Here is a 23,114-nt window from a genome sequence, read left to right on the forward strand (position 1 = left end):
GTCTCATTATGAGACCTTGCTTTTCTTTTTAAGTGGCATCATTTTCCCGTACGTACCAAGACGCCAAATGTACTCAAGTGGCCCATATTGATAACGTGACAGCCACCAGCGGCTAATAAAGATTTGCAACGTGTAGAAACCGATGCAAAATAGTGGTCCTACCCATAATGGAGCGGGATAATAATTTTTGAAAAATAGGCCGAATACAAGTAACGTAATAATCGTATGCGTGATGTAATTTGTTAACGCCATTCGTCCGACATATTGGAACGGACGTAATAATGTTTGCCATCTTTCTTTTTGTAATAAACGCATGAGCGTGAAAATGTAGAATATGAATAATGTTTTTCCACTAAACATTGTAAAGGCCTGCATATAAAATGGTTCATAAGATGGTTTTGATAAGAAGTAACGGACCATGAAGAACCACATTGGTAATGTCAAAATGAACATAATGATTTGCCATTTTTTAAGCTTTGAATCCAACTCTTTCGTGCGGCGAAAAATATCTTTTTTGCCGGCGTATAAACCAAGTAAAAATAGTCCAACTGTTTCTGGGAGCATGAATGCGTTTAGTCCAATTCCTTCAGAGTAAAATGCATGGAAACGATTTTGTATTTGTGACACCCAGTCTTCAAGTGGCATGATCGGTAAGGAAAACCCTAACTCTGCCTTTGGTACTAAGGCAACCACTATACTAGCGATTAGCATGAAAAACTGAAAAATGCTTAATAAAACGATTGCCCATATTAAAATGGTACGAGGTTCTCTCTTATAAAATAAAAATAAGAAAAATCCAGCGATGGCATAACTATGTAAGATGTCTCCGTCCCATAAAAGAACGTAATGCAAGAACCCAAATAATAATAAAATAAGTAAGCGACGAACAAATAAAGTTTTTGGGCGATCTGTTTTCGCTTCAGCACGAGTCATAAAAATGTAAAAGCCTAGGCCGAATAAAAACGAAAAGATTGTATAAAACTTTGTTTGGATAAACATATCGTAAAATAGACGGATATAGCTATCTAGCCCCTCATAAACTCCTGAAAGATCACGTGAGTCAATCCCAGCGATAACAGGCCAGTTAACAAGAAAAATACCTAGTACAGCTATTCCTCTAATAATATCGATGGAATGTATCCTCTCGCCTTGTGAAATATTTTGTGTCATTATTTTCCTCCTTGTTAAGTAATTCCCTTTTATCCCGCATTAACAAGTAGTAAGACTCCCACCTCAAAATTCAGTGAATACGAGGAAGTTAGGTGGGGGATCAACTGCTTGTAAAAGCCCGATTGGTTCAACTAATAATTAGTGGGGATGGGAAATATCCCCACTAATTACAGTTTCACTCTATTATACAAAATGTAAAGAGGAGGGTATATAGGTTATTTCCAATTTTTAAAACTGCTAAGATGTGTATTATGAGATATAATAAGAGTGCACAGCAAGTTTTAAACTTCTTTAAAACAGGCAGTAAAGCTCCTTTTCCCGAAGGAGCTTTCTTTTTTTAGAAATTTGTTGATAATGATTCTCTTTAATGATAAAATGTATTCAAAAGTGATAATCATTATCAAAAAAGGTTGGTGTGTTAATATGGTGTATGCACTTGTTGCAGGAACAATTGCTATATATGTTGGTGTTACAAAGTATGTATTAAATGGAGTAGGAACAACAAAATGAATAATATTACATAAAATCCCTTTCATTTGTAAAAAGAATGAAAGGGATTTTTTATTTTTGATGTGAATATGCTGAAAATTTAGTATGATAATAAAGTGAAACTTTAATCAGCGGGGAGGTCTATCCCTCACTGATTACTAGCCCGCACGAAACGGGTTTTTACTGCCCACAAATAGCGGGATAAAGYATATACATCTTGGATAAAGGGGAACAAGGGGATGACAAACATAGTACAGACAAACGGTATGAAAAAACTTGTTTGTTTTTATGAAGAGTGGCAAAAAAACGGCGATGTAGAGAATAGTTTGAAGTTGTTTGAAGTGATTCAAAAATATAAACAAGAGCAGCTTATGCTAGCTTTTTGTGGTCATTTTTCTGCGGGGAAATCGACAATGATGAATCACCTATATAAAGCGCAATTATTACCGACAAGTCCGATTCCAACGAGTGCTAACGTTGTTAAAATTGAAAGAGGATCTGATCGTGTTGTTGTAACGATTAAGTCTGGAGAACAGTATGAATATGACGGCGCATATTCAGCAGAAGAATTAAAACAAATATGTAAAGACGGTGATGAAGTAATTGGTGTTCATATTTATCGAAATGATGCGCCAATTCCTGATGGGGTTATGTTAGTTGATACGCCCGGAATTGATTCTACGGATGATGCCCACCAATTAGCGACGGAATCAACACTACATCTAGCTGATGTTATTTTCTATATGATGGATTATAACCATGTCCAATCAGAGGTTAACTTACAGTTTGTTAAAGAATTGAAACAACGTAATAAAACGGTTTATCTCGTTGTAAATCAAATAGATAAACATAAAGCAAATGAGTTATCGTTTGAAGAGTATAGAGATAGTGTAAAACAGTCTTTTTCTAACTGGGATATTGAAGTAGATGGTATTTTCTATACATCATTGCGAATGATGAATCATCCATACAATGAAATTCAAAGTTTAGAAGCATTAATCTTTTCTATCATGAAAGAAAAAGAGCAGTATGTAAGAAAGGGAATGGAGCGAGAAACAGAATATTTACTGCAAGAACATTGCTCGTTTATTCTTTCTGAAAATGAAAAATATCTCATGAAATATGAAGAAGAATTAACATCACCACTGTCACTTTCAGAGATAGTTGAAAAAAAGGAAGAGTTAACTGAAAATAAAAATCGGGTGGCTAGTAAAGAATCTGATGTGAGAAATGAATTTATAAAAGGTTTACAAGCCATATTAGATAACGCATATTTAATGCCATTTGAAATGAGAGAATTGGCAAATAAATATTTAGAAACGAAATTAACGAAGTTTAAAGTTGGTTTGTTATTTGCGAAAGGAAAGACGGAGCAAGAAAAACAGAGACGTGTAGATACTTTTTATTCTGCTCTTCAAAAGACTGTTGAAACGCAACTTGATTTTCATGTGAAAGAATTTATTGTAGCCTTCTTAAAAGAAGAAGGGTTATTTACAGAGGAAATAGGGAAAGACATATATGCGTTAGAAATTGCTTTCGGACCGGAAGTGTTGGCTGAAACAATTAAACAGGGGGCTGGATTTACCGGTGATTACTTACTTCTTTATACTGCTGACGTTGCAAATGAGTTAAAGAAAAGATACTTTATGAAATCTCAGCAAATCTTTGGAAAAAGTACGGGTATATTGCAGAAGAAAGTGAAGATAGAGATTGCTCGTATTGAAGAAGAAATTGAAAAATACACGATGTTACAAACAGCAAAAGAAACAAAATTACAATACATTAAGACGTATGAGGAATATGAGAGCTATTTAGGAGATATTTGGAATGAAAATGTTTCTATACCAGATGGATTGAAAATAGACGAAATATTACAAAGTAAAAAACAAGTTGTTAGTGAGAAGTTTACACTACAAGAGCAAGAAATTGTAAATGATAACGTAGCGGCTAGTGAAGCAGAGATTAAAGGAACGAAAGCTTTAAATATTCAGCGTATATTAGAAAAAGTGAAGAAAGCTGAAATGATATTAGATCCATTGCCTACACTGAAACATCTACAGCAAGAAGTAGTTGGAAAAAGACAGCGTGTAGAAACGAAGCAATTTACAGTAGCGTTATTTGGAGCTTTTAGTGCTGGGAAATCATCATTTGCTAATGCATTGCTCGGTGAAAAGGTACTTCCTGTATCGCCAAACCCAACGACAGCAACAATAAATCAAATTTTGCCAGTTACAGAAGATAAACAACATGGAACGGTAATTGTCCAGTTTAAATCAGAGCAAGCGCTGTTAGAAGATATGAAAGCTGTTTATAAAATGTTTCACTATGAAATTGCTACATTGGAAGAAGCGTTAACGAAAATTGATCAAATTATGAAATACCCTTCACCAAGCGGGAAGCAAAAAACAACATTTAGCTTTTTGCGAGCGGTACAAAAAGGATATGAGGCAGTTGCTAATCATTTAGGGGAACAATTACAAGTTACGTTAGAGGAGTTCTCTGATTATGTAGCTAATGAAGAAAAATCATGCTTTGTTGAGTATATGGAGCTTTATTATGATTGTGCTTTAACAAGGCAAGGAGTAGCTCTTGTAGATACACCAGGGGCGGATTCTATTAACGCGCGTCATACGGATGTTGCATTCCAGTATATTAAAAACGCAGATGCTATTTTATTCGTAACATACTATAATCATGTTTTCTCTCGTGCAGATCGTGAGTTTTTAATTCAGCTCGGTCGTGTAAAGGATACATTTGCACTTGATAAAATGTTCTTCTTAATAAATGCTGCCGATTTAGCGCAATCTGAAGAAGAACTTGAAATGGTAAAAGGTTATATTGCGGATCAGCTCCTGCAATACGGTATTAGAAATCCACGTTTATTTGCAATTTCAAGTTTATGTGCGCTTGAAGAAAAGCAAGGGAAAAGTATTGATAAAGAAAAGTATGGTATTTTACAAAACTCCGGGATTACTAAGTTTGAAGAATCATTTACGTCCTTTATGATGAGGGATTTAATGCTTGTATCTGTGCATGCTTTATATGGTGCATTACAAGGAGCGAATCAGCTTCTTGTAAATATGATAAATGGCGCAAAGCAGGGAAATGATGAGAAAGAGAAGCAAACAAAAAAATATGAAGCAGAGCGTAATCAGCTACTTCATATTATTTCATCATATAGTGTACTTGCTGAAGAGCAAGCAATGCAAAATGAAGTGAAAGAATTGCTTTATTATGTACACCAACGTCTATTTTTACGCTATAACGATGTGTTTACTGAATTTATTAATCCGGCGTCGTTACGAACAGATGGGAATGTGAAAATGCAGTTGCAGCAATGTGTAATGGAATTAGTTTCATTTATTCAACATGATTTATTACAAGAAATGCGTGCGACATCATTACGTCTTGAAAAATGGATAGATGAAGCGATGAAGCGTGCAAAGGATGAAATTGTTGTGAATTGCAAAGTGGAAAATGAATCGATTTCTATGGGTGGAACAGTGGATTATGAATATAAAATTATTACACATAAAGAGCCGTTTCCTTCAATAGAAATAAAAGATTTTAAAAAGGCACTAGCACATTTTAAAAATGAGAAAAGCTTTTTTGAAAAAAATGATAAAGCTTTTATGCAAGAAGACGCTAAAGGAGTGTTAGAACCTTTCGTATCAAACTATGTAGTTGATGAAGAAGATTTATTCGTTCATCATTATAAGCAAGAGTGGGATGCAAAATGGAACCTATTCCAAAAGGTGATGCAGCAAGATGTTGAGAATTATTATGAAAGTATATTATTCGCTTTAGCTGAAACAATTGATGTATCACTATACGAACAAAGTAAAGAAGAGCTACAAAAGCAGTTAGTAGAAATTGAAAAAGAAATTTATATTAAATAGCTGTTATGAAAAAAAGATTCGTTCAATTTTCTTTTGTAGTACAGTATCTAAAGATTTTACAAACCCAGCAAATTCATCGGTAGAAATCATATGAGTAAGAACGAGGCGTCTGCCGTCTGGTGTTTCACCGCATAAGACGAATGAAGAAAATTCATATGTTTTGTTTTCTACTACTAATTTTGGGTAGGAATACGTGTCGCTTTTCTTCTTCTTTCCATCAATAGAGATGACGTTGCACTTTTTTTCATTGTTGTCCATGGTGAATCCCTCCTTTCTATTATTTATGGTAGACAAGGAGGGTTTAGAACAATAGAGAAAGGGGAGTTTTTTATGTGTGCAGTAATAGAGTATATTTCGAAAGAAGCTATACCGAAATCTTTATTACTTCTTGCTGATCCAAGTGAAAGCCAAATTGATGCATATGTACAGAGAGGGTTTACGTATATAGCTAAACAAGAAGAAAGAATCATCGGTGTATATGTGCTTTTGGAAACAAGACCAAGGACAATGGAAATTATGAATATTGCGGTTGTAGAGCATTTGCAAGGAAAAGGGATTGGAAAGCAGCTATTAAGTCATGCCGTAGAAACTGCTAAAGGATATGGTATGTCAAAACTTGAAGTTGGTACAGGCAATTCTAGTGTTTCACAACTTGCTTTATATCAAAAATGTGGATTTCGTATTTTTTCTATTGATTTTGATTACTTTTCAAAGCATTATGAAGAAGAGATTATTGAAAATGGGATTGTATGTCGCGATATGATTCGGCTTGCAATGGAATTGAATAAGAACGTATAACTTATTTAGGGGGAAGAGAAGATGGAAGTACATAAAGCAATTACAGCACATTCTCGTAAACAAAATGAAAGTGTAAAAGCATGTTTACAATTAGATGCGCAGCGTGAAGCAGCTATTGAAGCAGCCGTATCTCTTGCGTCAAAGGGGAAAGAATTTTCGGTTGATATCATTAATGTTGTAACAAAGCAAATTAATGATCTTGCAAAAAATGGTGTTACACTGCAGCGTAAACTTGTTACAAAAGATATGGTTATGGAGTATGTAGGTCGTTTGCAAGAGAAAGAAGGTCGTTAAAGATGGTTGTTACAGTCGAATGGTTACGTGAGCATATAGAAGATGAGAATGTCCGTATAATCGATTGTCGATTTGATTTAGCGAATCCTAATTGGGGTAGAGAGAAGTATGAGGAAGAACATATTCCTCATGCGTTATATTTTGATTTAAATTTAGATTTATCAAGTCCTGTAGCAGAACATGGTGGCCGCCATCCGTTGCCAAATATTGAGGAGTTTGCAGACAAGCTTTCACAGGCCGGAATTGATGAACATACGACAGTGATTGCGTATGACAGTCAAGCTGGTGCAATGGCTTCTCGTTTATGGTGGTTATTAAACTATGTAGGACATGAGAAAGTGTATATATTAGACGGTGGATTTCCAGCTTGGAAAGAGAATGGATTACACACAACGCCGAATATCCCAGTTATTGCACGAAAACCTTTTATACCGGAAATACAAGAAAATATGCTTGTAACGATGGAAGATGTGAGAGGGAAAATTCGTGCAGGTGCAAATATGACATTAATTGATTCTAGGGAACCAAAACGTTATGCTGGTGCGGAAGAGCTCGTTGATTCGAAGGCAGGGCATATTCCGACGGCAGTAAACTATTTTTGGAAAGATGGGATTTTAGAATCGGGACACTTTAAAAACGAAGAGGAACAGCAAGGGCGTTTCCAAAATCTTGATAAGGAGAAGGAAACAATCGTATATTGTGGTTCTGGTGTTACAGCGTGTCCGAACATAGTTGCATTAAAATTAGCTGGTTTTCAAAATGTTAAATTGTATACAGGTAGCTGGAGCGATTGGATTTCTTATCCAGAAAATCAAATTGCAAAAGAAGAAGATTAATCACTTGCATGCAAAAATAATTTGTATTAAAATAAGGTCACAAGCAAGAGATTGCTTCAAAAAAATTATATTTTACACATTGGAAACAATGTGATAATATAACGACAAGTAAATAATACATCCTGCGGTGTGCGTAACTTATTTATGTCTAAAACCGATGTTAGTTTTACGGAAGCTCAATATTTAGTGACCATTATCAAGCCTTCCTTGTGGAGGAAGATATACGGTAACTGTGAGGGCATCCACCTGCGAGTAGCGGGTTTTTGGACATTTACGAGAGACGGCACTTGCGGGGGTCTTATTTCAACTAATAGTATATAAAATTCCTACGGTGTACGTAGCTTGTGTATGTCTTAAACCAATAAGTATAATGCGGAAGTTCAATATTTAAATGTAGATAGCAGGCCATCTTTTTAAGAAGGAAGTTACAAACATTTGTGAGAACATCCACCTGTGAGAGCAGGTTTATGGACATCTATAGATAACGGCATATGTGGGACTATATAAAAAACCTTACGTTTTATACGTAAGGTTTTTTTGTTGAATAAATATACTCATGTTATCTCGATTTACCTGTAAAGTTCCCATAATAAATATAGCACTTGCGGTCTTCATCAATTTCTCTTGAATCGAGGGTGAATTCCAAATGTATTCCATCCCGTTGAATATATATAATATCTGAATGGAGAGAGGGTAATATATCCTCGTAATTCCAAATATCTTTACTTTCTATCATAATTGAGCAGGTTTCCTTTAGTTCTCTAATTTCAAAACCTATGTGCGAGTATGTAGGATCTGAAGGGTCGTTGGAAAAAACATCTTTTTGTATATATAACACTGCTGTTCCGTCTGGATCTACTGAAGTTGCAGTAACGATATATGTATTTCCATCTTTTATAAAATATTCACAAGTCATGCGCGCGACAATTTCAGAATTAGAAATATTTGCGTAGTTCCATAAAGCTGGATACCCGTTTGTTTCATCATTGAGCCGATATTCCAATCGCATTTTATCCCTCTTCTTCCTTTTTCTTCTACTTTATCATGACATCTTATATAATAGAAATATAATATAAAAAGGGGAGTGCAAAGGTGACAAAAACGAAATGGCTAGTAGGTGGTGTCCTAACATCTTTAATGACGGGCACTTTATTTGGCTGCGCGCAAGATATTCCCCCCGAACCGAATGATAATAGTTGTTCTGATTGGGATTGGGATGATGAGCTTGGTGTTTGGCAGTGTGATGATAGTAGTTCAGGTTATCGTGGACATTACTTTTATGGTGGTACATACTATCAAAATAAATCCACCTTCAAAAATTCATCAGAGTTTAAAACTTATCAATCTTCGGCCGAATTTAAAGGTGGAATTGGAAGCGGTTCAAAGGGAGGATTTGGGGGCTAACATATGTCGCAATACATAAGGGATCGAAAAGAGTTTTATTCGAAATATCCGAATTTTTGGTCGGATTTATATGAATGTGAGTATAGTTTGTTTCATGTTTTCCCGATAACAGAGCAAACGATGAAACAATTACAAGTAGCAACTGAACGAATGGGGAAAATATTTTTTAAGACTGCTAGACTTCTTCGGAATGTATCTAATGAACAGCTTCTTGAACTCGGTTTTCCAACTGCAAGCTTGCCTTTTATTAGACTGAAAGGGATGTATCCTGAATCTGTTATTTCACGATTTGATTTTGCTTTAACAGAGGATAATCGTATTAAAATGCTTGAGTTTAATAGTGATACTCCAACTTTTATTGTGGAATGCTTTCAAATGAATGGAAAAGTTTGTGAAGAATTAGGCTATGATGATCCAAATGCAAATCAAGAGCGCTTACTTTCTTCTGGTATTACAAAAGCCGTAATGGAGTTTACAAAAGGAATGGAAGATCCAAATGTTGTTTTCACAGCTCATCCTGAACATATAGAAGATTGGAATACGACTATGTATTTGAGTGGGCTATGCCATGTTGAAAATAAAGTGATGCCAATGACAGAACTTAGAATTACAGATGATGCTTTAGTAGATAGAGATGGTGTACCAATTGATGTTTTGTATCGCCAAACATATCCAATTGAAGACTTAATTGAAGATCAAGATCCCGAAACGGGGGATTTGGTGGGAGTAGAACTTTTGCAACTTGTAAAAGAAGGAAAGCTTTTTATTATAAATCCTTTGTCGGCCTTTTTACTTCAGCCGAAATCAATTCAATGTCTTATTTGGGGATTAGCAGAAGAAGGTGCTTTTTACACAAGTGAGGAACAAAAGTGGATTAAAGAATATATGCTTCCTACATATTTAGAGCCAGATTTATTTTTGGGGAAAAGTCCTTTCGTTCAAAAACCTTCGTTCGGTAGGGAAGGTGACACGATTACGATTCGTAATAAGGATACAAATATTATGATTCGAAATGCACATAAAACGTATAAATCGTCATTGCCTATATTTCAGAAATATACAGAGCTTCCAGTTGTATTTTTGGAAACTGAAAAAGGAATTGAGAAGCTGTCGTACGTGTTTGGGGCTTTTTTAATTGCTGGAAAAGCGAGCAGCATCGGTATACGTGCCGGAGAAAAAATTACGGGAAATGAATCGTATTATTTACCGGTAGGTATTAAGAAGGAGGAAAATAAATGATTAATTTTTTACTATATTTAGCAGTATCACTTGTACTTTTGTGTATCGGTCTTTTTCTTATGGAAGTGACAACGAAAGTTAAGGAATTTAAGTTAATGGCTCAAGGGAATAAAGCGGTAAGCTATGTACTTGGAGGAAGACTACTTGGTCTTGCTATCGTTTTATATTCAACGGCTGCTAATTCTATTTCAATTCTTGATATGGTTTCATGGGGAGCTGTTGGGATCTTAGCTCAAATTATTGTCTTTTATTTAGCGGAATGGCTTACACCACGTTTTAATATTAATAAAAGTCTTGAAGAAGATAATCAAGCAGTTGGTCTTTTCCTTATGTTTTTATCACTTTCCATCGGAATTGTAATTGCTGGTTGTGTAACGTATTAAAACCCTTACATTTTAACGTAAGGGTTTTATTTTTCATTTGCTAATTTTTTGCAATATGTGTTCAATTAATTTATGTAGCCGAACGCTGAGCAGGATGCGTATTAGTGTACTAAACTCGAGATAGTTATTGTAATAAGGACAAGTTTCCATACAAAGTGTTGACATCTATTTTAAATAAGAGTAACATTTTCTATGTAATTATAATAAGTCTCTGTTAGGTGAGGCTCCTGTATAGAGAAATGCTACTGCCCAAAAATGTCGAGAGACGCCAATGGGTCAACAGGAATGATCGAATTAAGGTTTTTCTTAACGTAGCTGGTAATGAACCTATGCTATACAGTGCTAAAACTCGGCGAGGGAGAGGTCCATAGATTTCTAATTGTATTATATTAGGAATCGCTTATTTGTGTATGCAATGACCTTTGCTCTCTTATGAGTAAGGGTCTTTTTTGTTAGCAAACTATGAGTAATTTCATAGTATAGATTATAACTAAAAAATTAAAGAGGAGGTGAGGAGCATGTCAAATTCTGACTCGGTTCCGTTACCCATATACTTCAAATCAAAAATATATGATGTAGGCAGGAAACGACTTGTTCCTCCCTCTATATTTATCATAATGTAGCGCTTATTCGAGTATTTAAGCGCTAGACACTTTCACAGTAAAGTGGATAAATTGAGAAACAAAGCGTTTCTTCCTATGTTGTAAAGGAGGAGACGATAATATGTTATATGTAAATAAAAGTGTGGGTAACACTTCGTATAAATTAAGTAAAAAAGCAATGAAAGAACAAACAATGCTTCAAAAAAATAAAGATTTATTAATTGAAATCGCAACAAGAGATGTAAAATCTGTATTTGCGTATTTTAAAACAACAAGAGACGGACTATCTATGAAAGAGGCACAAAAGCGTATTCAAGTATACGGACGAAATGAATTAACTTCAAAAAGAGCGCGTATTGCGGAAGTAATGATGAAGCTAAGTGGAATGATCCCAGGTCTTTCAAAACAAAATATGGGTGATGAATTACAATGTGAAACAGTTACTGTTTCTAGAGTAGCTGGCTGTAGCGTAACAGGGCTAAACAGTGAACTAAAAATGATGAAATTACCAGTACAAGAGCTTGTACCTGGAGATATGATTTTTCTTGCAGAGGGCGATACAGTGCCAGCAGATGTACGTATTATTTATGCAAATGATTTATTAGTAAATGAATCTATGCTGACAGGAAACGATGCTAGTATTGAGAAATTTGAAAGTTGCTATCATCTTGAACGTAAACGATTTATTCCATTAAAACGGATGAAAGACTATAATCCACTTGAACTTGAAAATGTATGTTTCAAAGGTACGTATATTGTTGACGGAAATGCAAAGGCTGTAGTTGTTTCGACAGGTAAAAATACGTATTCAGGAATACTTCATACTTGTTGCGGTAGAATGTCTTAATGTGTTAATGATGCTAAATATACAAAAACAATGTATAATAGACAAAGTTGAACAAAAACGTAGAATGGTAATCTATATATAACCTTACGTGATAACGTGAGGTTATTATTTTTTGTTAGTAGGAGAGGAATTATGAAAAAAGTATTATTAGTTGATGGTATGGCACTATTATTTCGTGCTTTTTACGCAACAAGTGTATATGGACAATTTATGAAACGACAAGATGGTACCCCGACGAATGGGATTCATGGTTATATGAAGCATTTATTAACAGCAACACAAGCAATCGAACCAACGCACATTGTAACGTGCTGGGATATGGGAAGTACGACATTTAGAACGGAATCTTTCTCGAATTATAAAGCAAATCGTGCAGCACCGCCGGAAGAATTAATTCCGCAATTTGATTTAGTGCAAGAAATGACTGCGAAATTATCTATGCCTGTAATCGGTATGAAAGGTTATGAAGCGGATGATTGTATCGGTACGCTTGCAAAACAATATTGCAATGAAGCGGAAGTTTATATTTTGACAGGTGATACAGATTTACTTCAACTTGTTGATACGAATGTTACAGTTATGCTTCTTCGTAAAGGAATTGGAAATTACGAGTATTACACACCGGAAAAAATCATGGAAGAGAAAGGTGTAGAACCTTGGCAAATTGTTCATGCGAAAGCTTTCATGGGAGATACAAGTGATAATTATCCGGGTGTAAAAGGTATTGGTGAAAAAACAGCGTATAAGCTGATTCAAGAATACGGGACAGTATCGGCAGTGCTAGAAAATATAGCATCATTAACGAAAGCGCAGCGCACAAAAATTGAAAGTGATTTAGAGAATTTAAATATCTCTTTACAATTAGCGCAAATTCATTGTGAAGTTCCAATTTCATGCTTATTAGAAGAAGGGTTACACACAATGGACGAAGAAAAACTACGCTTTGTTTGTAACGAAATGAATTGGGGAAGACCTGAAATATTAATTAATATGCTTTAAAGAGCATGGAAAGGTTGATCAAATATATTTTTGATTAACCTTTCTTTTTTTTGTTCACAAAGTTGTCAGAAAATAAACGGAATTTTCATCTGAAGTTCAAATGGAATTCACAACAATCAATTATTATAAGGACACACAGATAATTCTTTATCTTTTATATAAACCATCCCCCAAGGAGGAAAATAAACATGCGAAAAAAAGTGAGAAAATCCTTTAAACAATTATTAATAGAAAATAAACAATCCCTACTAACTAATAAAGAGAATATGAAAGAAATTGAAGAACGGATTGAGAAACGACATGTAGCATATAATGGTGCTAATAATTAAATAAAATAAAAAAGATAGCCTATAAATAAAGGCTATCTTTTTTATTTTATATTGAAAAAACACTAGTCCTCTCTTTAATTTTGTAAGTATGCAACATATTTTTATAGTGTTTTTCTAACAATATTACCCATTTTTCGAGGTTGAAATTGGTATATACCAATTTTTAAGATTTACTATTCATAATATTACAAAAAATGTTACAATACACTCAAATTTATACTATAAAATCATTTTAATATGAAAAATTGGAATGAAAAGAAAGGAGAGGAATATGAATAAAGATGTCGCTTTGAAATGATTATTATCATTTCATTAGGAGTTGATGTAAAACGATGGAGAGGCATGAAGAACTGGATTCTATAAGAGGAATTTCTTCATTGGTAGTAATGATTGGTCATTATTTGATGATTTTCTCAGCATTTCAAAATTACAGTTATGAAGATAATAAACCATTTGTTGTATATCTATTAAAAGAAACGCCTGCACGTCTTATTTTTAGTAGTGGTAACGAATCTGTTATTATCTTTTTTGTTTTGAGTGGATTTGTTTTGTATGAATCTATTCAAAAAACAAATAGTAGCTATGGATCATACCTTTTAAAACGTATATGCAGAATATACATTCCATATATTGTGGCAATAGTCATAGCTATTATATGCCAGACTACAATAAGTAAATATGGTATTTCTTATTTAAGCGAATGGTTTAATCGCTCATGGACGATTGAAAGTTCTTTAAGTCTAATAGCACAGCATGTTTTATTGGTTGGGAAATATAATACAGATACATATAACAGTGTGATTTGGTCACTTGTACATGAAATGCGAATATCTATAATTTTCCCGTTAGTTTTGATGGTTTGTTTACGCAAAACAGTAAGGGGTTCATTACTATCATTGTTTAGTTTTAGTATATGTTCTGTCGTGATATTATTTTTATTTCGCTCGAGTTTAACATTAACAAGCTATGTATTAACGTTGCATTACACAGTGCTGTTTTTACTAGGAGCACTAGTTGCGAAGTATAAAAATAATTTAATAGCTTTTTATAGTAATTGTACTAAAAATACGAAAATTACATGGTTTTTATTTGCGATTTTACTTTATATGTATGAAGGGCTTATTGGAGAAATTAAAGTGCTCAATAATTTTATATTTCGAGACTACGTAGTAGCGATAAGCGCATGTCTATTTGTCATATTAAGCCTTTCAGTGTCAACATTTTCAACCTTGCTACGCAATAAATACTTGTTGTATTTGGGGAAAATTTCTTACAGTCTTTATTTGTATCATCTTATATCATTATTTTCCTTAATATACATGCTCAATGAAGTATTACCGCTAACTATTATTTTGATTATGTCGCTCATTCTTTCTTTTATACTTGCAACGATTTCATATTTGTTTGTAGAGAAATTTTCATTCAGATTAGGAAAGTATATAACAAAACAAGCAGATATAGAAAAGAAAGGGTTATCTGTACAAAATGATTAACAGGATGCTATTCATAAAAAGGCGGTGGAATCATTGAAGCAAGAAATTAGTATGAAAGATTTTCAACAGTTACTGAAAAGAAGATTCGTAACGATCATTTTGACGATGTGTTGTTTAACCGTTTCTCTAGTTCTTATTTCTATGTATGTGCTAAAGCCTTCGTATCAATATTCAGCGCAAATTCTTGTTGGAAATTTAGATGAGTTTAATAAGGAAAATACAGCGAATAAAACACAAGAAAATAAGCAACTTGTAACATCGTTTGTTGACATTTTAAAAAGTCCACTTATTATTTCGACAGTAAGAAACACTTTGAAATTAGAACAATCAAGTTATGAATTAGCACAAAAAATTTCGGTGTTGAATACGGACAACTCACAAATTGTTACTGTTACAGTAAAAGATTCGGATCCTAAAATCGTGAAAGAAATTGTAAAGTCATTGGCAGAACAATCTCAAAAAAGCTTTCAACAGTATACGAATGTACAGGGGATAAAAATATTAACTGACCGAGAGTTACAGGAAGAAGCTGAAAAGCTGTTTCCGAAATTTCAACTTATCATTCCTATCTCTTTAATTGTTAGTTTTTTTGTTGGTGTAGGTTTAGCTGTATTTCGAGATTATTTTGATGAACGTATATACGTGGAACAGGATTTAGAGAAAATAACGACAGTCTCTGTTATTGGTCATATAAATATGAAACCGAAAAGAAAAAAGAAACCTACAGAGGTTGATAAGCAATCATCTATATATCGAGGTGAACATGTCGATGTTTAAGACAAAGAAAAAGCTGCCATTCGATCCGCATGATGCTCTGATGAAAGAGCAATTTTATACTATATATCATGAATTGAAAAAATCAGGAAAACGAGTATTCACAGTTAGCTCAACGAAGGATAGAGGTGTTGTTGCTTCACTTATAGTAAATATGGGATTAGTTTTTGCGGAAATGAAAAAAAAAGTATTACTTGTCGATATGAATTTTTCTGATCCTAAACTCCATCTACTATTACACAGCAACCATATGACAACAGTAAACGATATATTAAGCTCTTCCGCCTTAAATTATGAATCTTTTTCTAGTTCTTTTTCTGAATATTTATATTGTATTCCCGCAAAAAAAAATGTACATACTGGGACGCCCTTAGTTGCTATGGATGAATTTGATAATGTAATAGACAAGTGGAAAGTAGACTTTGATTATATTTTCTTTTATTCATCCGAAGTATTTGAGCTTCCTGCTACGTATATTATTGCGGAGAAATGTGATGGAGTAATTTTGGCAGTCAAAAAACGAAAAGATTCGCTGCGTACAGTGAAAAAAGTAATAGCGGACATAAAGAGGAAAGAATGTGAATTGCTAGGTATAGTTTTATATTCTTGAATTTGGGGGTAACGATCCATGATTCGTGAAACAAATCAAGCTAAGTTGTATGCTATTCCGGCTCAAGAAAAGGATAAGGTTTTGAATCGAAGTGTAAAACGCTTGTTTGATATTATATTTTCACTCATATTGTTACTTTTTACGATACCAATTATGTTGTTTTTTTGTATTTTGATTGCTTTAGAAACATCAGGGGCTCCAATCTATTTTCAAGAGCGTTTAGGAATCAATGGAAAGAGATTTTATTTATTTAAATTAAGATCGATGGTTAGCGATGCTGAAAAGAACGGACCACAATGGGCAAATGAAAATGATCCGAGAATTACAAAGGTTGGATTGTTTATAAGAAAAACGAGAATGGATGAATTACCACAACTTATAAATATTTTAAAAGGTGATATGTCTTTTGTTGGTCCTAGGCCAGAGAGAGAGTATTTTTATGAAAAATTCGAAGTTAATATTCCAGAATTCAGGCACCGTTTATTAGTAAAACCAGGGTTAACAGGGTGGGCACAAATAAATGGAGGATATAATCTTGATCCGAAAGAAAAGTTGGAATTGGATATGGAATATATTGAAGTGAAGACGATTAGAATGGATATTCGTATTTTATGTAAGACAGTTTTTATTGTATTGAATGGGAATGGCGCAAGATAAAAAACATAGTAAATATAATTTTATGTAAATATTAAATTAATACACAACAAATATAAGTAGGTTACATGCAAAGGAGAACTGGTATGGGTAGATCCATTCTAAACAATATTGTACATCTATTTTATAGTACGATTTTAGCTAATCTTCTTCAAGCCATTAGCTTAATTGCTTTAGCCAACTTTTTTAATGCACAAAATTACGGGATGTTTAGTGTTGCGATAGCATTTACGTTTGTAATGTTATTTTTTACAGATTTAGGGCTTAGTAATACATTTCTTCGAGAAGGGGCAAAGGATGGAGTAGATTTAGGGACGATTGTATCTTCATACATAAAGATAAGGATACTTCTTCTTATTTTTATTTCTGTAATTGGTTATATAGCTATTCATTATGTGTACGAGGATAAGAATTTAATTTATATGATGTTAAACGTAATGTTCCTGATGTTAATAGGCCTTACATGTCAAAATATAGGGATTGCCTACTTTCAGCTTATGGAACGTATGAAATATATAGCACTAATTAAAGTTGTATCCGCAACAGTTGTCATTATAATTACATGCTTTTGCATTTTCGGAGAATTACCAGTGTATATAACAGCTCGCTTATATGGTTTTGGTTATATGATTGGCGGTTTATTTAGCATATACGTTATGAGAAAAAAGACGAACATTAATATGAAAGTAGCAATTCATAAAGGATTGTTTTGGAAATTAGGTCCTTTTATTGTTAGTGGGTTTTTAATAATGAGTACGCCACAATTAGCACCCATCTTACTCAATTATACATTACCATTAAGTATGGTGGGTGTTTTCGCGGTAGCTTATCGGATGCCAGCGGCTTTATATCAAGTGCCAGGGGTAATTGCAGGGGCATTTTTCCCAGTGCTCTTTAAACACTATAACCAGAATAATTTAGAAGAGCATACGAAATTAAATATGATTCAAATAAAATCAATGGCGGTCGTGGGAATATGTATGACGATAGGTTTATATAATTTAGCACCCTATTTTATTTCTATATTTTTTCATGCGGAATGGAGTAATGCAGTAGAGCCGCTCCAAATACTATCTTTTCTCATTGTATTACAAAGTTTAAATGTTGCTATTGCCGATGGTTTAACAACGAGTGGATTTCAAAATAAGAGAACTGCCGTACAGTGTGTTGCTTTAGTAATTGGAGGAATTATGCTATATAGCTTCAGTAGCATTGGTGGAGTTAGAGGAGCGGCTTACGCTATGGTTTTATTTGAAATAGTGGCTTTGATTGGATATACAGCAGTAAGTACAGTGAGGAAAAAAATTGTATTCCAAATTGTAATACCGTATACAATTTATTTTGGTGTAACTTTTATTGGAGTGCAATATGTATTAAAGACATATAATTTGATTGCACTTGTTCTTAATACGTTTATCGTAGTAGTTGGTATATTCCTATATGATTATGAGTTAAAAAAACTTATTCTTTCATTTATAAGAAAAATACGAGAAAAGGATTATATTACGAAGCAGGAGATATAGCCTATGGAAAATAATATGCAAATTTCAATGAAATGGACTTTTCTTCTAATCTTGTTTGTTATGTTAAGTAAATACAACATATATATAGGGTTTTCTTTGAAGATATATATGATTTTTCTAGTCATTTATTTTTGTTTAACAATTAAAGATTTTTATATTCGAAAGCTATATTTTCATGAAGTTGTATTTTTACTGTTTTATTTCATCTATTGTTTAAGTGGCATTCTTTCTATATATTTAAGTGCTAGTATTCGTATGATTTTCGGCGTATTACTTGTTTTAGGATGTTATTTTATTATGAGGAATTTACTGGGGAACACCGAAATAGTAGTACTCGAGTCAGCCATTGTCTATGTAGGATTAGTATTTAATATTGTAAGTCTCATACTCTATATAGTTGGATTACAACATTTTGGATTATATGGCGGAGAAGAGAGAGAGATTTATGCTGGATTATTAGTAGATAGAGGATATCCGAGATTAATTGGATTATTAGATGATCCCAACATCTTTATTTTTTATAATACAATATTTTTTATGTATTATATGACAAATTTATATAATATCACCAACGTAATAGGATTGATTCTATGTGTTACAACGAGTTTATTAACTTTTTCAAGAGGTGGTATTTTAGCAATTGTGCTCGTCATTTTTGTATATGTATGCATGTCCAGTTTTGCCAAAAAAGTAAAAATAATAATGGGCTTAGTATTGTTTAGTGTTGTTATTTTTAGTTTAGCGAATGTAGTAATGGGTGGACAACTAGATGATATATTGAACGGTCGAATTTCTGATTTTTCACGCGATAATGGGAGTGGCAGATTTACACTATGGGAAGCTGCTTTCAAATATTTTTTATCTAATCCATATATCGGTATCGGTGCTTTTAATTTTTCGAATTATTATGAGTATCAGTTCAATGAAAAACTATATGTGCACAATACATTTTTAGAAATTTTATCTGAATCGGGTACAATTGGTTTTCTTTTATATAGCGCTTTTTTATGTATTTTAATGGTGAAGTTGACTAAGTATAACTTGTTTTGTGAAAAGCCATATCTTTTATTGACTATGATTGCATTTTTATTTCAGATGATGTCATTATCACTTATTATTAACGAAGCTTTCTTTCTATTTTTAGCAGTTGTTGTGAAGTACATTTCAACATATGAAGGAAGGGGAATGATAGATGGTAAAGTGTCTATCAGTACATAACGAGGTGCCTTGTATTTCTATAATAACACCTTCTTATAATAGTTTACGTTTTATTGGTGAGACAATCAGATCTGTGCAGAGTCAATCTTATAAAAATTGGGAAATGCTTATCGTTGATGATGCTTCAACGGACCACTCAGCTGTAAAAATTAAAGAGATGATAGAAGGGGATTCACGAATTCGGTTATTATCATTAGAAGAAAATATGGGGGCTGCTAAAGCTCGGAATATAGCGATTAAAGAAGCGAGAGGAAGGTATATTGCTTTTTTAGATAGTGATGATATTTGGCTACCAAATAAATTGGAGACGCAATTGTTATTTATGGAAGAAACACATGTTGCGTTTTCGTATACGTCCTATAGTTTAATAGATGAAAATAATAATGATCTGAATAGAGAGGTGAACGTACCGGAATTTGTTGATTATCATTATTTAGTGGGAAACACAATTATTGGGTGTTTAACAGTGATGCTTGATCGTGAGAAGATTCCTTGTATTGAAATGCCCAGTGTGCAGCCTGAAGATACAGCGTTATGGCTACAATTGTTATATAAAGGATATGAAGCGAAAGGGATACAGCAGGTATTGGCAAAATATAGAATTGTTACAAATTCTGTTTCAAGAAATAAAATAAGGGCGGCCTTCCGATATTGGAAGCTGTTAAGAGCACAAAAACCACTTAATTCATTGCAAATCTTTTTTTATTTTAGTAAGTATGCTTATCATGCTTACAGAAAAAATAAAATCAATGTAGTTGGGAAGACGCAAGTATGAATATATTGTTGATGACAGATAAATTGATAACTGGGGGAGCCGAGAGTTACTTTTGTAAATTGGAAAACAATTTGCAATATGAAAACATTACGGTTTATACAGCTGCAGGTGAGGGAGAATTATATCAATCTCTTACTAGAAAAGAAAATTTTATGTTACTTAGTCGATGGAATCATTTGAGAAATATTCATTACTTACGAAAAGAGATTTATAAACGAAAGATAGAACTTATTCATGCAAATAGTTTGCGAATGGTATTATATGCTTTTCTACTTCAAAAGTTTATTAAAAGAAAGATAAAAATCGTGTATACGAAACATAATGTAACAATACTAGAAAAGAAAATGCCAATTCTTTTTCGTTATGTCATGAATAAATATGTGAACAATATTATTACAGTAAGTGAATTTGAAAAGAATAACTTAATTTCAATTCATGTAGCTGAAGAGAAAGTAAAGACAATTTACAACGGTGTGGATATTGAAAAATTTTTATTCCAGCAGAAAAAGAAAGAATCTACTTATAAAGTAGGTATATTAGCTAGATTATCCAAGGAGAAAAATCATCAACTATTTGTTAAAATTGCAAATGTGTTAAAAAAGAGAAATGATTTTATGTTTTATATTGCTGGTGATGGACCAGAGAAAGAATCTATTATGAAAGAAATAGAAAAATATGACTTGCAACAAAGTGTAAAGATGTTAGGAAATATTTCAGAGCCACATAAGTTTATAGGAAATATGGATGTATTACTTTTATTATCTTTTCGTGAAGTGTTTCCAATGGTAGTAATTGAAGCAATGGCTACAGGAACACCAATGGTTTCAATAGATGTCGGCGGAATAAATGAAGCGGTAATAGATGGAGAATCAGGTGTTTTAATATCTGAATATTGCGAATCTGAATTCGCAGACGTGCTGGAGGAATTACAAGGAAATGAAGAAAAGGTGAATGATATTAGAGTGAAAGCGCGAGAAAAAGCGGAAAGAAATTTCTCGTTAACTAAAATGGTAGAAGAAACGAAGGATGTATATGAATTAAACAAATGACCGTGGAGGTCGTTTGTTTTTTTTATGATACAAACTTTTAAGAGAGAACTCACATATTATATGAAAAAGGCAATATGAGGAGTGAATTTATTTTGTCAGAATATATTTCTTCACAAGAGGAGTGTGTGCCAGAAAATAGTGTTCATATTGATTGCTTTGGTGCAGTTCCGAATTCAGGAAGTGATAGTTCGTTAGCGATTCAACAAGCGATTAATTATTGTGTAGCGAACCGAATTTCGACGGTAAGAATTACAGGGGTTAATACGTATAAAATATTGAAGCCGATTGTTATTAAATCCAACGTAAGATTAGAGTTAGATCCTACCGTAACGCTGCAAATTGATGGAGATTTTAATGCGTTTGAGTTACAAAGTAATGCTTCTATAACTGGCGGTACTATTCAAGTTATTAATCAAGTATTTCAGTCATCTGTTATTTATGTTTCCGGTTCACAACAAATAGAAGTGCCTAATCAATCTGTCATATCAAATATAAATATAATAAATACCACACCATCATATAAAGGAAAAGCTATACATTTTTATTGTCAAAAAGCGTGGGATTATATTAGTTTCTTTCAAGTTAACTATGTTCAAGTTAAAAATTTTCAAACTGCAATATATTTAAAAACGGAATATATAGACAATATAAATACACCTTGCTGGATTAACGCAAATGTATTTCAATCTATATTTATTGATGGATGTCAGTATGGAATAGAAGTAGATGGGAATAGTGATTTACCAAATGAAAGTTCAGGAAATACGTTTCATGATATTCAAGTGCAATGTAGACAACAAACGAAAAAAGCAATTCGTTGTTCAGGTGCTTATAATACATTCAACTGTATGATTTGGGATACGTACAGGATGAGTAGTGAACAAATAGTAATTGAATTTTCTTCCAATTCCCATCGTAACTACCTTTTTTCAAATTTACTTTCAACAACTATTGTAGATAACGGACAATACAATGTTTGTAAGTCTACTTATGAAGAATCACTTCGGATTCAGTTACCTTTGACGCTGAATAAACCACATTTAATAGGAAATCAAGATGATATTTTAGTAAATGCTCAGCGGAAGTATAGTGTTAAGCAAGTAAGTGGGAAATTACCTTACGGAGGAAATATCGCTAATTGTTTTAATTTAATAGATGAACAAAGTGTGAATTATATTGATGTTCCAGATAGTAATCCAGTTGTTATTGAATTGGACTTTACGAAAAATCCGATCAAAATGTTGAATTGTATTGGGATGTACTTTGGGTGGGGAGAGAGCCCAAAGAAAATTAAAATTGAATATGCATTAAGTGCAACTGGGAGTTGGATTATCGCGGCAGATGTTCCATTAAATGTTGGAGATACAGTTATATCGAATATGAAAGCTAATCAGTTATATAAAGTAAGAATTACATTGAGTGGTTACTCTCAAGACCATAAGCGTTTTCGAATTAATCGTATTTTTGCAAGGTCTTCTATGGAAAATGGAAATGCTTGGTTAGCGACAACTGGCGGAAGAATGTTTGGAGATATTGAGCTGGAAGCAAGTCAAGGTGTAATTATGAAGACTGCTAGTGGAGCGAAATGGAAAGTTACTATTAATGAAGTTGGTCAGCTTATTACGACTAAAATAACGTGAGATGATCCTGTCTTTGTATAATTTTGGACGAGTACTAGGCGACGTGATAAAGTGAAACTTTCATCAGTGGGGTTTTGTCCATCCCCCAC

General features: G+C 33.3%; 23 protein-coding genes, 2 other RNA genes and 1 riboswitch. Of the genes, 22 read left to right on the forward strand and 3 right to left on the reverse strand.

Translation table 11 applies throughout. The features are described 5' to 3' along the window. Window positions 1–6: 6 nt before the first annotated feature. Window positions 7–1,170, reverse strand: coding sequence for a DUF418 domain-containing protein (locus AC1DS7_RS09515; protein ID WP_201034938.1), 1,164 nt, complete (start codon window positions 1,168–1,170; stop codon window positions 7–9). Window positions 1,171–1,524: 354 nt separating this feature from the next. Between AC1DS7_RS09515 and AC1DS7_RS09520 the strand changes: the two genes are divergently transcribed. After that, window positions 1,525–1,680: a hypothetical protein gene (locus AC1DS7_RS09520; RefSeq protein WP_002011935.1), complete on the forward strand. Its 156-nt coding sequence runs from the start codon at window positions 1,525–1,527 to the stop codon at window positions 1,678–1,680. A 218-nt stretch (window positions 1,681–1,898) separates the two neighbouring features. Beyond that, window positions 1,899–5,558, forward strand: coding sequence for a dynamin family protein (locus AC1DS7_RS09525; protein WP_476998931.1), 3,660 nt, complete (start codon window positions 1,899–1,901; stop codon window positions 5,556–5,558). 3 nt (window positions 5,559–5,561) lie between these two features. Here AC1DS7_RS09525 and AC1DS7_RS09530 read toward each other — a convergent pair whose 3' ends face one another. Beyond that, on the reverse strand, window positions 5,562–5,816 hold the full coding sequence (locus AC1DS7_RS09530; protein WP_000369740.1) for a DUF3931 domain-containing protein: 255 nt from the start codon (window positions 5,814–5,816) through the stop codon (window positions 5,562–5,564). A gap of 72 nt (window positions 5,817–5,888) precedes the next feature. On the opposite strand from AC1DS7_RS09530, the gene AC1DS7_RS09535 reads away from it, so the two are divergent. The 5 genes from AC1DS7_RS09535 (at window position 5,889) to ssrS (AC1DS7_RS09555) (ending at window position 7,990) form a co-directional block, all read left to right on the forward strand. Then, window positions 5,889–6,356 (forward strand): GNAT family N-acetyltransferase, encoded by a 468-nt coding sequence (locus AC1DS7_RS09535; RefSeq protein ID WP_476998932.1) that lies wholly within the window; start codon window positions 5,889–5,891, stop codon window positions 6,354–6,356. Window positions 6,357–6,377: 21 nt separating this feature from the next. After that, window positions 6,378–6,650: a YpbS family protein gene (locus AC1DS7_RS09540; protein WP_002030845.1), complete on the forward strand. Its 273-nt coding sequence runs from the start codon at window positions 6,378–6,380 to the stop codon at window positions 6,648–6,650. Between the two features lie 2 nt (window positions 6,651–6,652). Next, a complete protein-coding gene (locus AC1DS7_RS09545) occupies window positions 6,653–7,486 on the forward strand; it encodes a sulfurtransferase (protein ID WP_016101461.1) in 834 nt (277 codons plus the stop codon). A 116-nt stretch (window positions 7,487–7,602) separates the two neighbouring features. Then, window positions 7,603–7,785, forward strand: a non-coding RNA gene (ssrS, locus tag AC1DS7_RS09550) — 6S RNA. Between the two features lie 21 nt (window positions 7,786–7,806). After that, a non-coding RNA gene (gene ssrS / locus AC1DS7_RS09555) (6S RNA) lies at window positions 7,807–7,990 on the forward strand. Between the two features lie 55 nt (window positions 7,991–8,045). Here ssrS (AC1DS7_RS09555) and AC1DS7_RS09560 read toward each other — a convergent pair. After that, complete coding sequence (locus AC1DS7_RS09560; protein ID WP_476998933.1) at window positions 8,046–8,495, reverse strand: hypothetical protein; 450 nt, start codon at window positions 8,493–8,495, stop codon at window positions 8,046–8,048. 83 nt (window positions 8,496–8,578) lie between these two features. On the opposite strand from AC1DS7_RS09560, the gene AC1DS7_RS09565 reads away from it, so the two are divergent. The 15 genes from AC1DS7_RS09565 to AC1DS7_RS09635 all read left to right on the forward strand — a co-directional run bounded on the left by AC1DS7_RS09565 (window position 8,579) and on the right by AC1DS7_RS09635 (window position 23,025). Beyond that, window positions 8,579–8,890, forward strand: coding sequence for a hypothetical protein (locus AC1DS7_RS09565; RefSeq protein ID WP_002126505.1), 312 nt, complete (start codon window positions 8,579–8,581; stop codon window positions 8,888–8,890). Between the two features lie 3 nt (window positions 8,891–8,893). Continuing rightward, complete coding sequence (locus tag AC1DS7_RS09570) at window positions 8,894–10,129, forward strand: glutathionylspermidine synthase family protein (protein WP_476998934.1); 1,236 nt, start codon at window positions 8,894–8,896, stop codon at window positions 10,127–10,129. Next, window positions 10,126–10,512 carry a DUF350 domain-containing protein gene (locus tag AC1DS7_RS09575; protein ID WP_002086561.1) on the forward strand — a complete coding sequence of 129 codons (387 nt, stop codon included), beginning with the start codon at window positions 10,126–10,128 and terminating at the stop codon, window positions 10,510–10,512. The genes AC1DS7_RS09570 and AC1DS7_RS09575 overlap by 4 nt, the downstream gene beginning before the upstream one ends. A gap of 203 nt (window positions 10,513–10,715) precedes the next feature. Next, window positions 10,716–10,881, forward strand: a riboswitch (M-box (ykoK) riboswitch). 354 nt (window positions 10,882–11,235) lie between these two features. Further along, window positions 11,236–11,961 (forward strand): P-type ATPase actuator domain-containing protein, encoded by a 726-nt coding sequence (locus AC1DS7_RS09580; protein WP_002011924.1) that lies wholly within the window; start codon window positions 11,236–11,238, stop codon window positions 11,959–11,961. A gap of 132 nt (window positions 11,962–12,093) precedes the next feature. Then, entirely contained in the window at window positions 12,094–12,960 is an 867-nt protein-coding gene (locus AC1DS7_RS09585; protein WP_002135339.1) for a 5'-3' exonuclease, read from the forward strand. 188 nt (window positions 12,961–13,148) lie between these two features. After that, window positions 13,149–13,289, forward strand: a complete 141-nt coding sequence (locus AC1DS7_RS09590) for an FbpB family small basic protein (protein ID WP_001228050.1) — start codon at window positions 13,149–13,151, stop codon at window positions 13,287–13,289. Between the two features lie 332 nt (window positions 13,290–13,621). Next, window positions 13,622–14,782: an acyltransferase family protein gene (locus tag AC1DS7_RS09595; protein ID WP_016101458.1), complete on the forward strand. Its 1,161-nt coding sequence runs from the start codon at window positions 13,622–13,624 to the stop codon at window positions 14,780–14,782. Window positions 14,783–14,815: 33 nt separating this feature from the next. After that, a complete protein-coding gene (locus tag AC1DS7_RS09600) occupies window positions 14,816–15,559 on the forward strand; it encodes a YveK family protein (protein ID WP_002141064.1) in 744 nt (247 codons plus the stop codon). Next, window positions 15,546–16,166 (forward strand): CpsD/CapB family tyrosine-protein kinase, encoded by a 621-nt coding sequence (locus tag AC1DS7_RS09605; RefSeq protein ID WP_002186267.1) that lies wholly within the window; start codon window positions 15,546–15,548, stop codon window positions 16,164–16,166. Before AC1DS7_RS09600 ends, AC1DS7_RS09605 begins: the two co-directional genes overlap by 14 nt. Window positions 16,167–16,184: 18 nt before the next feature. Next, a complete protein-coding gene (locus tag AC1DS7_RS09610; protein ID WP_002030867.1) occupies window positions 16,185–16,823 on the forward strand; it encodes a sugar transferase in 639 nt (212 codons plus the stop codon). Window positions 16,824–16,906: 83 nt separating this feature from the next. Then, window positions 16,907–18,343: an oligosaccharide flippase family protein gene (locus tag AC1DS7_RS09615; RefSeq protein WP_002141066.1), complete on the forward strand. Its 1,437-nt coding sequence runs from the start codon at window positions 16,907–16,909 to the stop codon at window positions 18,341–18,343. A 3-nt stretch (window positions 18,344–18,346) separates the two neighbouring features. Continuing rightward, the gene (locus tag AC1DS7_RS09620) at window positions 18,347–19,561 is read left to right on the forward strand and encodes an O-antigen ligase family protein (RefSeq protein WP_002141067.1); all 1,215 of its coding nucleotides are present in this window, start codon (window positions 18,347–18,349) and stop codon (window positions 19,559–19,561) included. Further along, window positions 19,536–20,336: a glycosyltransferase family 2 protein gene (locus tag AC1DS7_RS09625; RefSeq protein WP_002141068.1), complete on the forward strand. Its 801-nt coding sequence runs from the start codon at window positions 19,536–19,538 to the stop codon at window positions 20,334–20,336. The genes AC1DS7_RS09620 and AC1DS7_RS09625 overlap by 26 nt, the downstream gene beginning before the upstream one ends. After that, on the forward strand, window positions 20,333–21,385 hold the full coding sequence (locus tag AC1DS7_RS09630; RefSeq protein WP_016101457.1) for a glycosyltransferase family 4 protein: 1,053 nt from the start codon (window positions 20,333–20,335) through the stop codon (window positions 21,383–21,385). The genes AC1DS7_RS09625 and AC1DS7_RS09630 overlap by 4 nt, the downstream gene beginning before the upstream one ends. A gap of 92 nt (window positions 21,386–21,477) precedes the next feature. Beyond that, window positions 21,478–23,025: a hypothetical protein gene (locus tag AC1DS7_RS09635; protein WP_476998935.1), complete on the forward strand. Its 1,548-nt coding sequence runs from the start codon at window positions 21,478–21,480 to the stop codon at window positions 23,023–23,025. The last annotated feature ends 89 nt before the right edge of the window (window positions 23,026–23,114 follow it).

The organism is Bacillus sp. P4_E1 (assembly GCF_056401715.1).

Bases quoted from the DNA above. Each gene is read 5' to 3' on its own strand.
- AC1DS7_RS09515 (WP_201034938.1), bottom strand. From the start codon at position 1,170: ATGACACAAAATATTTCACAAGGCGAGAGGATACATTCCATCGATATT.
- AC1DS7_RS09520 (WP_002011935.1), top strand. From the start codon at position 1,525: ATGATTCTCTTTAATGATAAAATGTATTCAAAAGTGATAATCATTATC.
- AC1DS7_RS09525 (WP_476998931.1), top strand. From the start codon at position 1,899: ATGACAAACATAGTACAGACAAACGGTATGAAAAAACTTGTTTGTTTT.
- AC1DS7_RS09530 (WP_000369740.1), bottom strand. From the start codon at position 5,816: ATGGACAACAATGAAAAAAAGTGCAACGTCATCTCTATTGATGGAAAG.
- AC1DS7_RS09535 (WP_476998932.1), top strand. From the start codon at position 5,889: ATGTGTGCAGTAATAGAGTATATTTCGAAAGAAGCTATACCGAAATCT.
- AC1DS7_RS09540 (WP_002030845.1), top strand. From the start codon at position 6,378: ATGGAAGTACATAAAGCAATTACAGCACATTCTCGTAAACAAAATGAA.
- AC1DS7_RS09545 (WP_016101461.1), top strand. From the start codon at position 6,653: ATGGTTGTTACAGTCGAATGGTTACGTGAGCATATAGAAGATGAGAAT.
- AC1DS7_RS09560 (WP_476998933.1), bottom strand. From the start codon at position 8,495: ATGCGATTGGAATATCGGCTCAATGATGAAACAAACGGGTATCCAGCT.
- AC1DS7_RS09570 (WP_476998934.1), top strand. From the start codon at position 8,894: ATGTCGCAATACATAAGGGATCGAAAAGAGTTTTATTCGAAATATCCG.
- AC1DS7_RS09575 (WP_002086561.1), top strand. From the start codon at position 10,126: ATGATTAATTTTTTACTATATTTAGCAGTATCACTTGTACTTTTGTGT.
- AC1DS7_RS09580 (WP_002011924.1), top strand. From the start codon at position 11,236: ATGTTATATGTAAATAAAAGTGTGGGTAACACTTCGTATAAATTAAGT.
- AC1DS7_RS09585 (WP_002135339.1), top strand. From the start codon at position 12,094: ATGAAAAAAGTATTATTAGTTGATGGTATGGCACTATTATTTCGTGCT.
- AC1DS7_RS09590 (WP_001228050.1), top strand. From the start codon at position 13,149: ATGCGAAAAAAAGTGAGAAAATCCTTTAAACAATTATTAATAGAAAAT.
- AC1DS7_RS09595 (WP_016101458.1), top strand. From the start codon at position 13,622: ATGGAGAGGCATGAAGAACTGGATTCTATAAGAGGAATTTCTTCATTG.
- AC1DS7_RS09605 (WP_002186267.1), top strand. From the start codon at position 15,546: ATGTCGATGTTTAAGACAAAGAAAAAGCTGCCATTCGATCCGCATGAT.
- AC1DS7_RS09610 (WP_002030867.1), top strand. From the start codon at position 16,185: ATGATTCGTGAAACAAATCAAGCTAAGTTGTATGCTATTCCGGCTCAA.
- AC1DS7_RS09615 (WP_002141066.1), top strand. From the start codon at position 16,907: ATGGGTAGATCCATTCTAAACAATATTGTACATCTATTTTATAGTACG.
- AC1DS7_RS09620 (WP_002141067.1), top strand. From the start codon at position 18,347: ATGGAAAATAATATGCAAATTTCAATGAAATGGACTTTTCTTCTAATC.
- AC1DS7_RS09625 (WP_002141068.1), top strand. From the start codon at position 19,536: ATGGTAAAGTGTCTATCAGTACATAACGAGGTGCCTTGTATTTCTATA.
- AC1DS7_RS09630 (WP_016101457.1), top strand. From the start codon at position 20,333: ATGAATATATTGTTGATGACAGATAAATTGATAACTGGGGGAGCCGAG.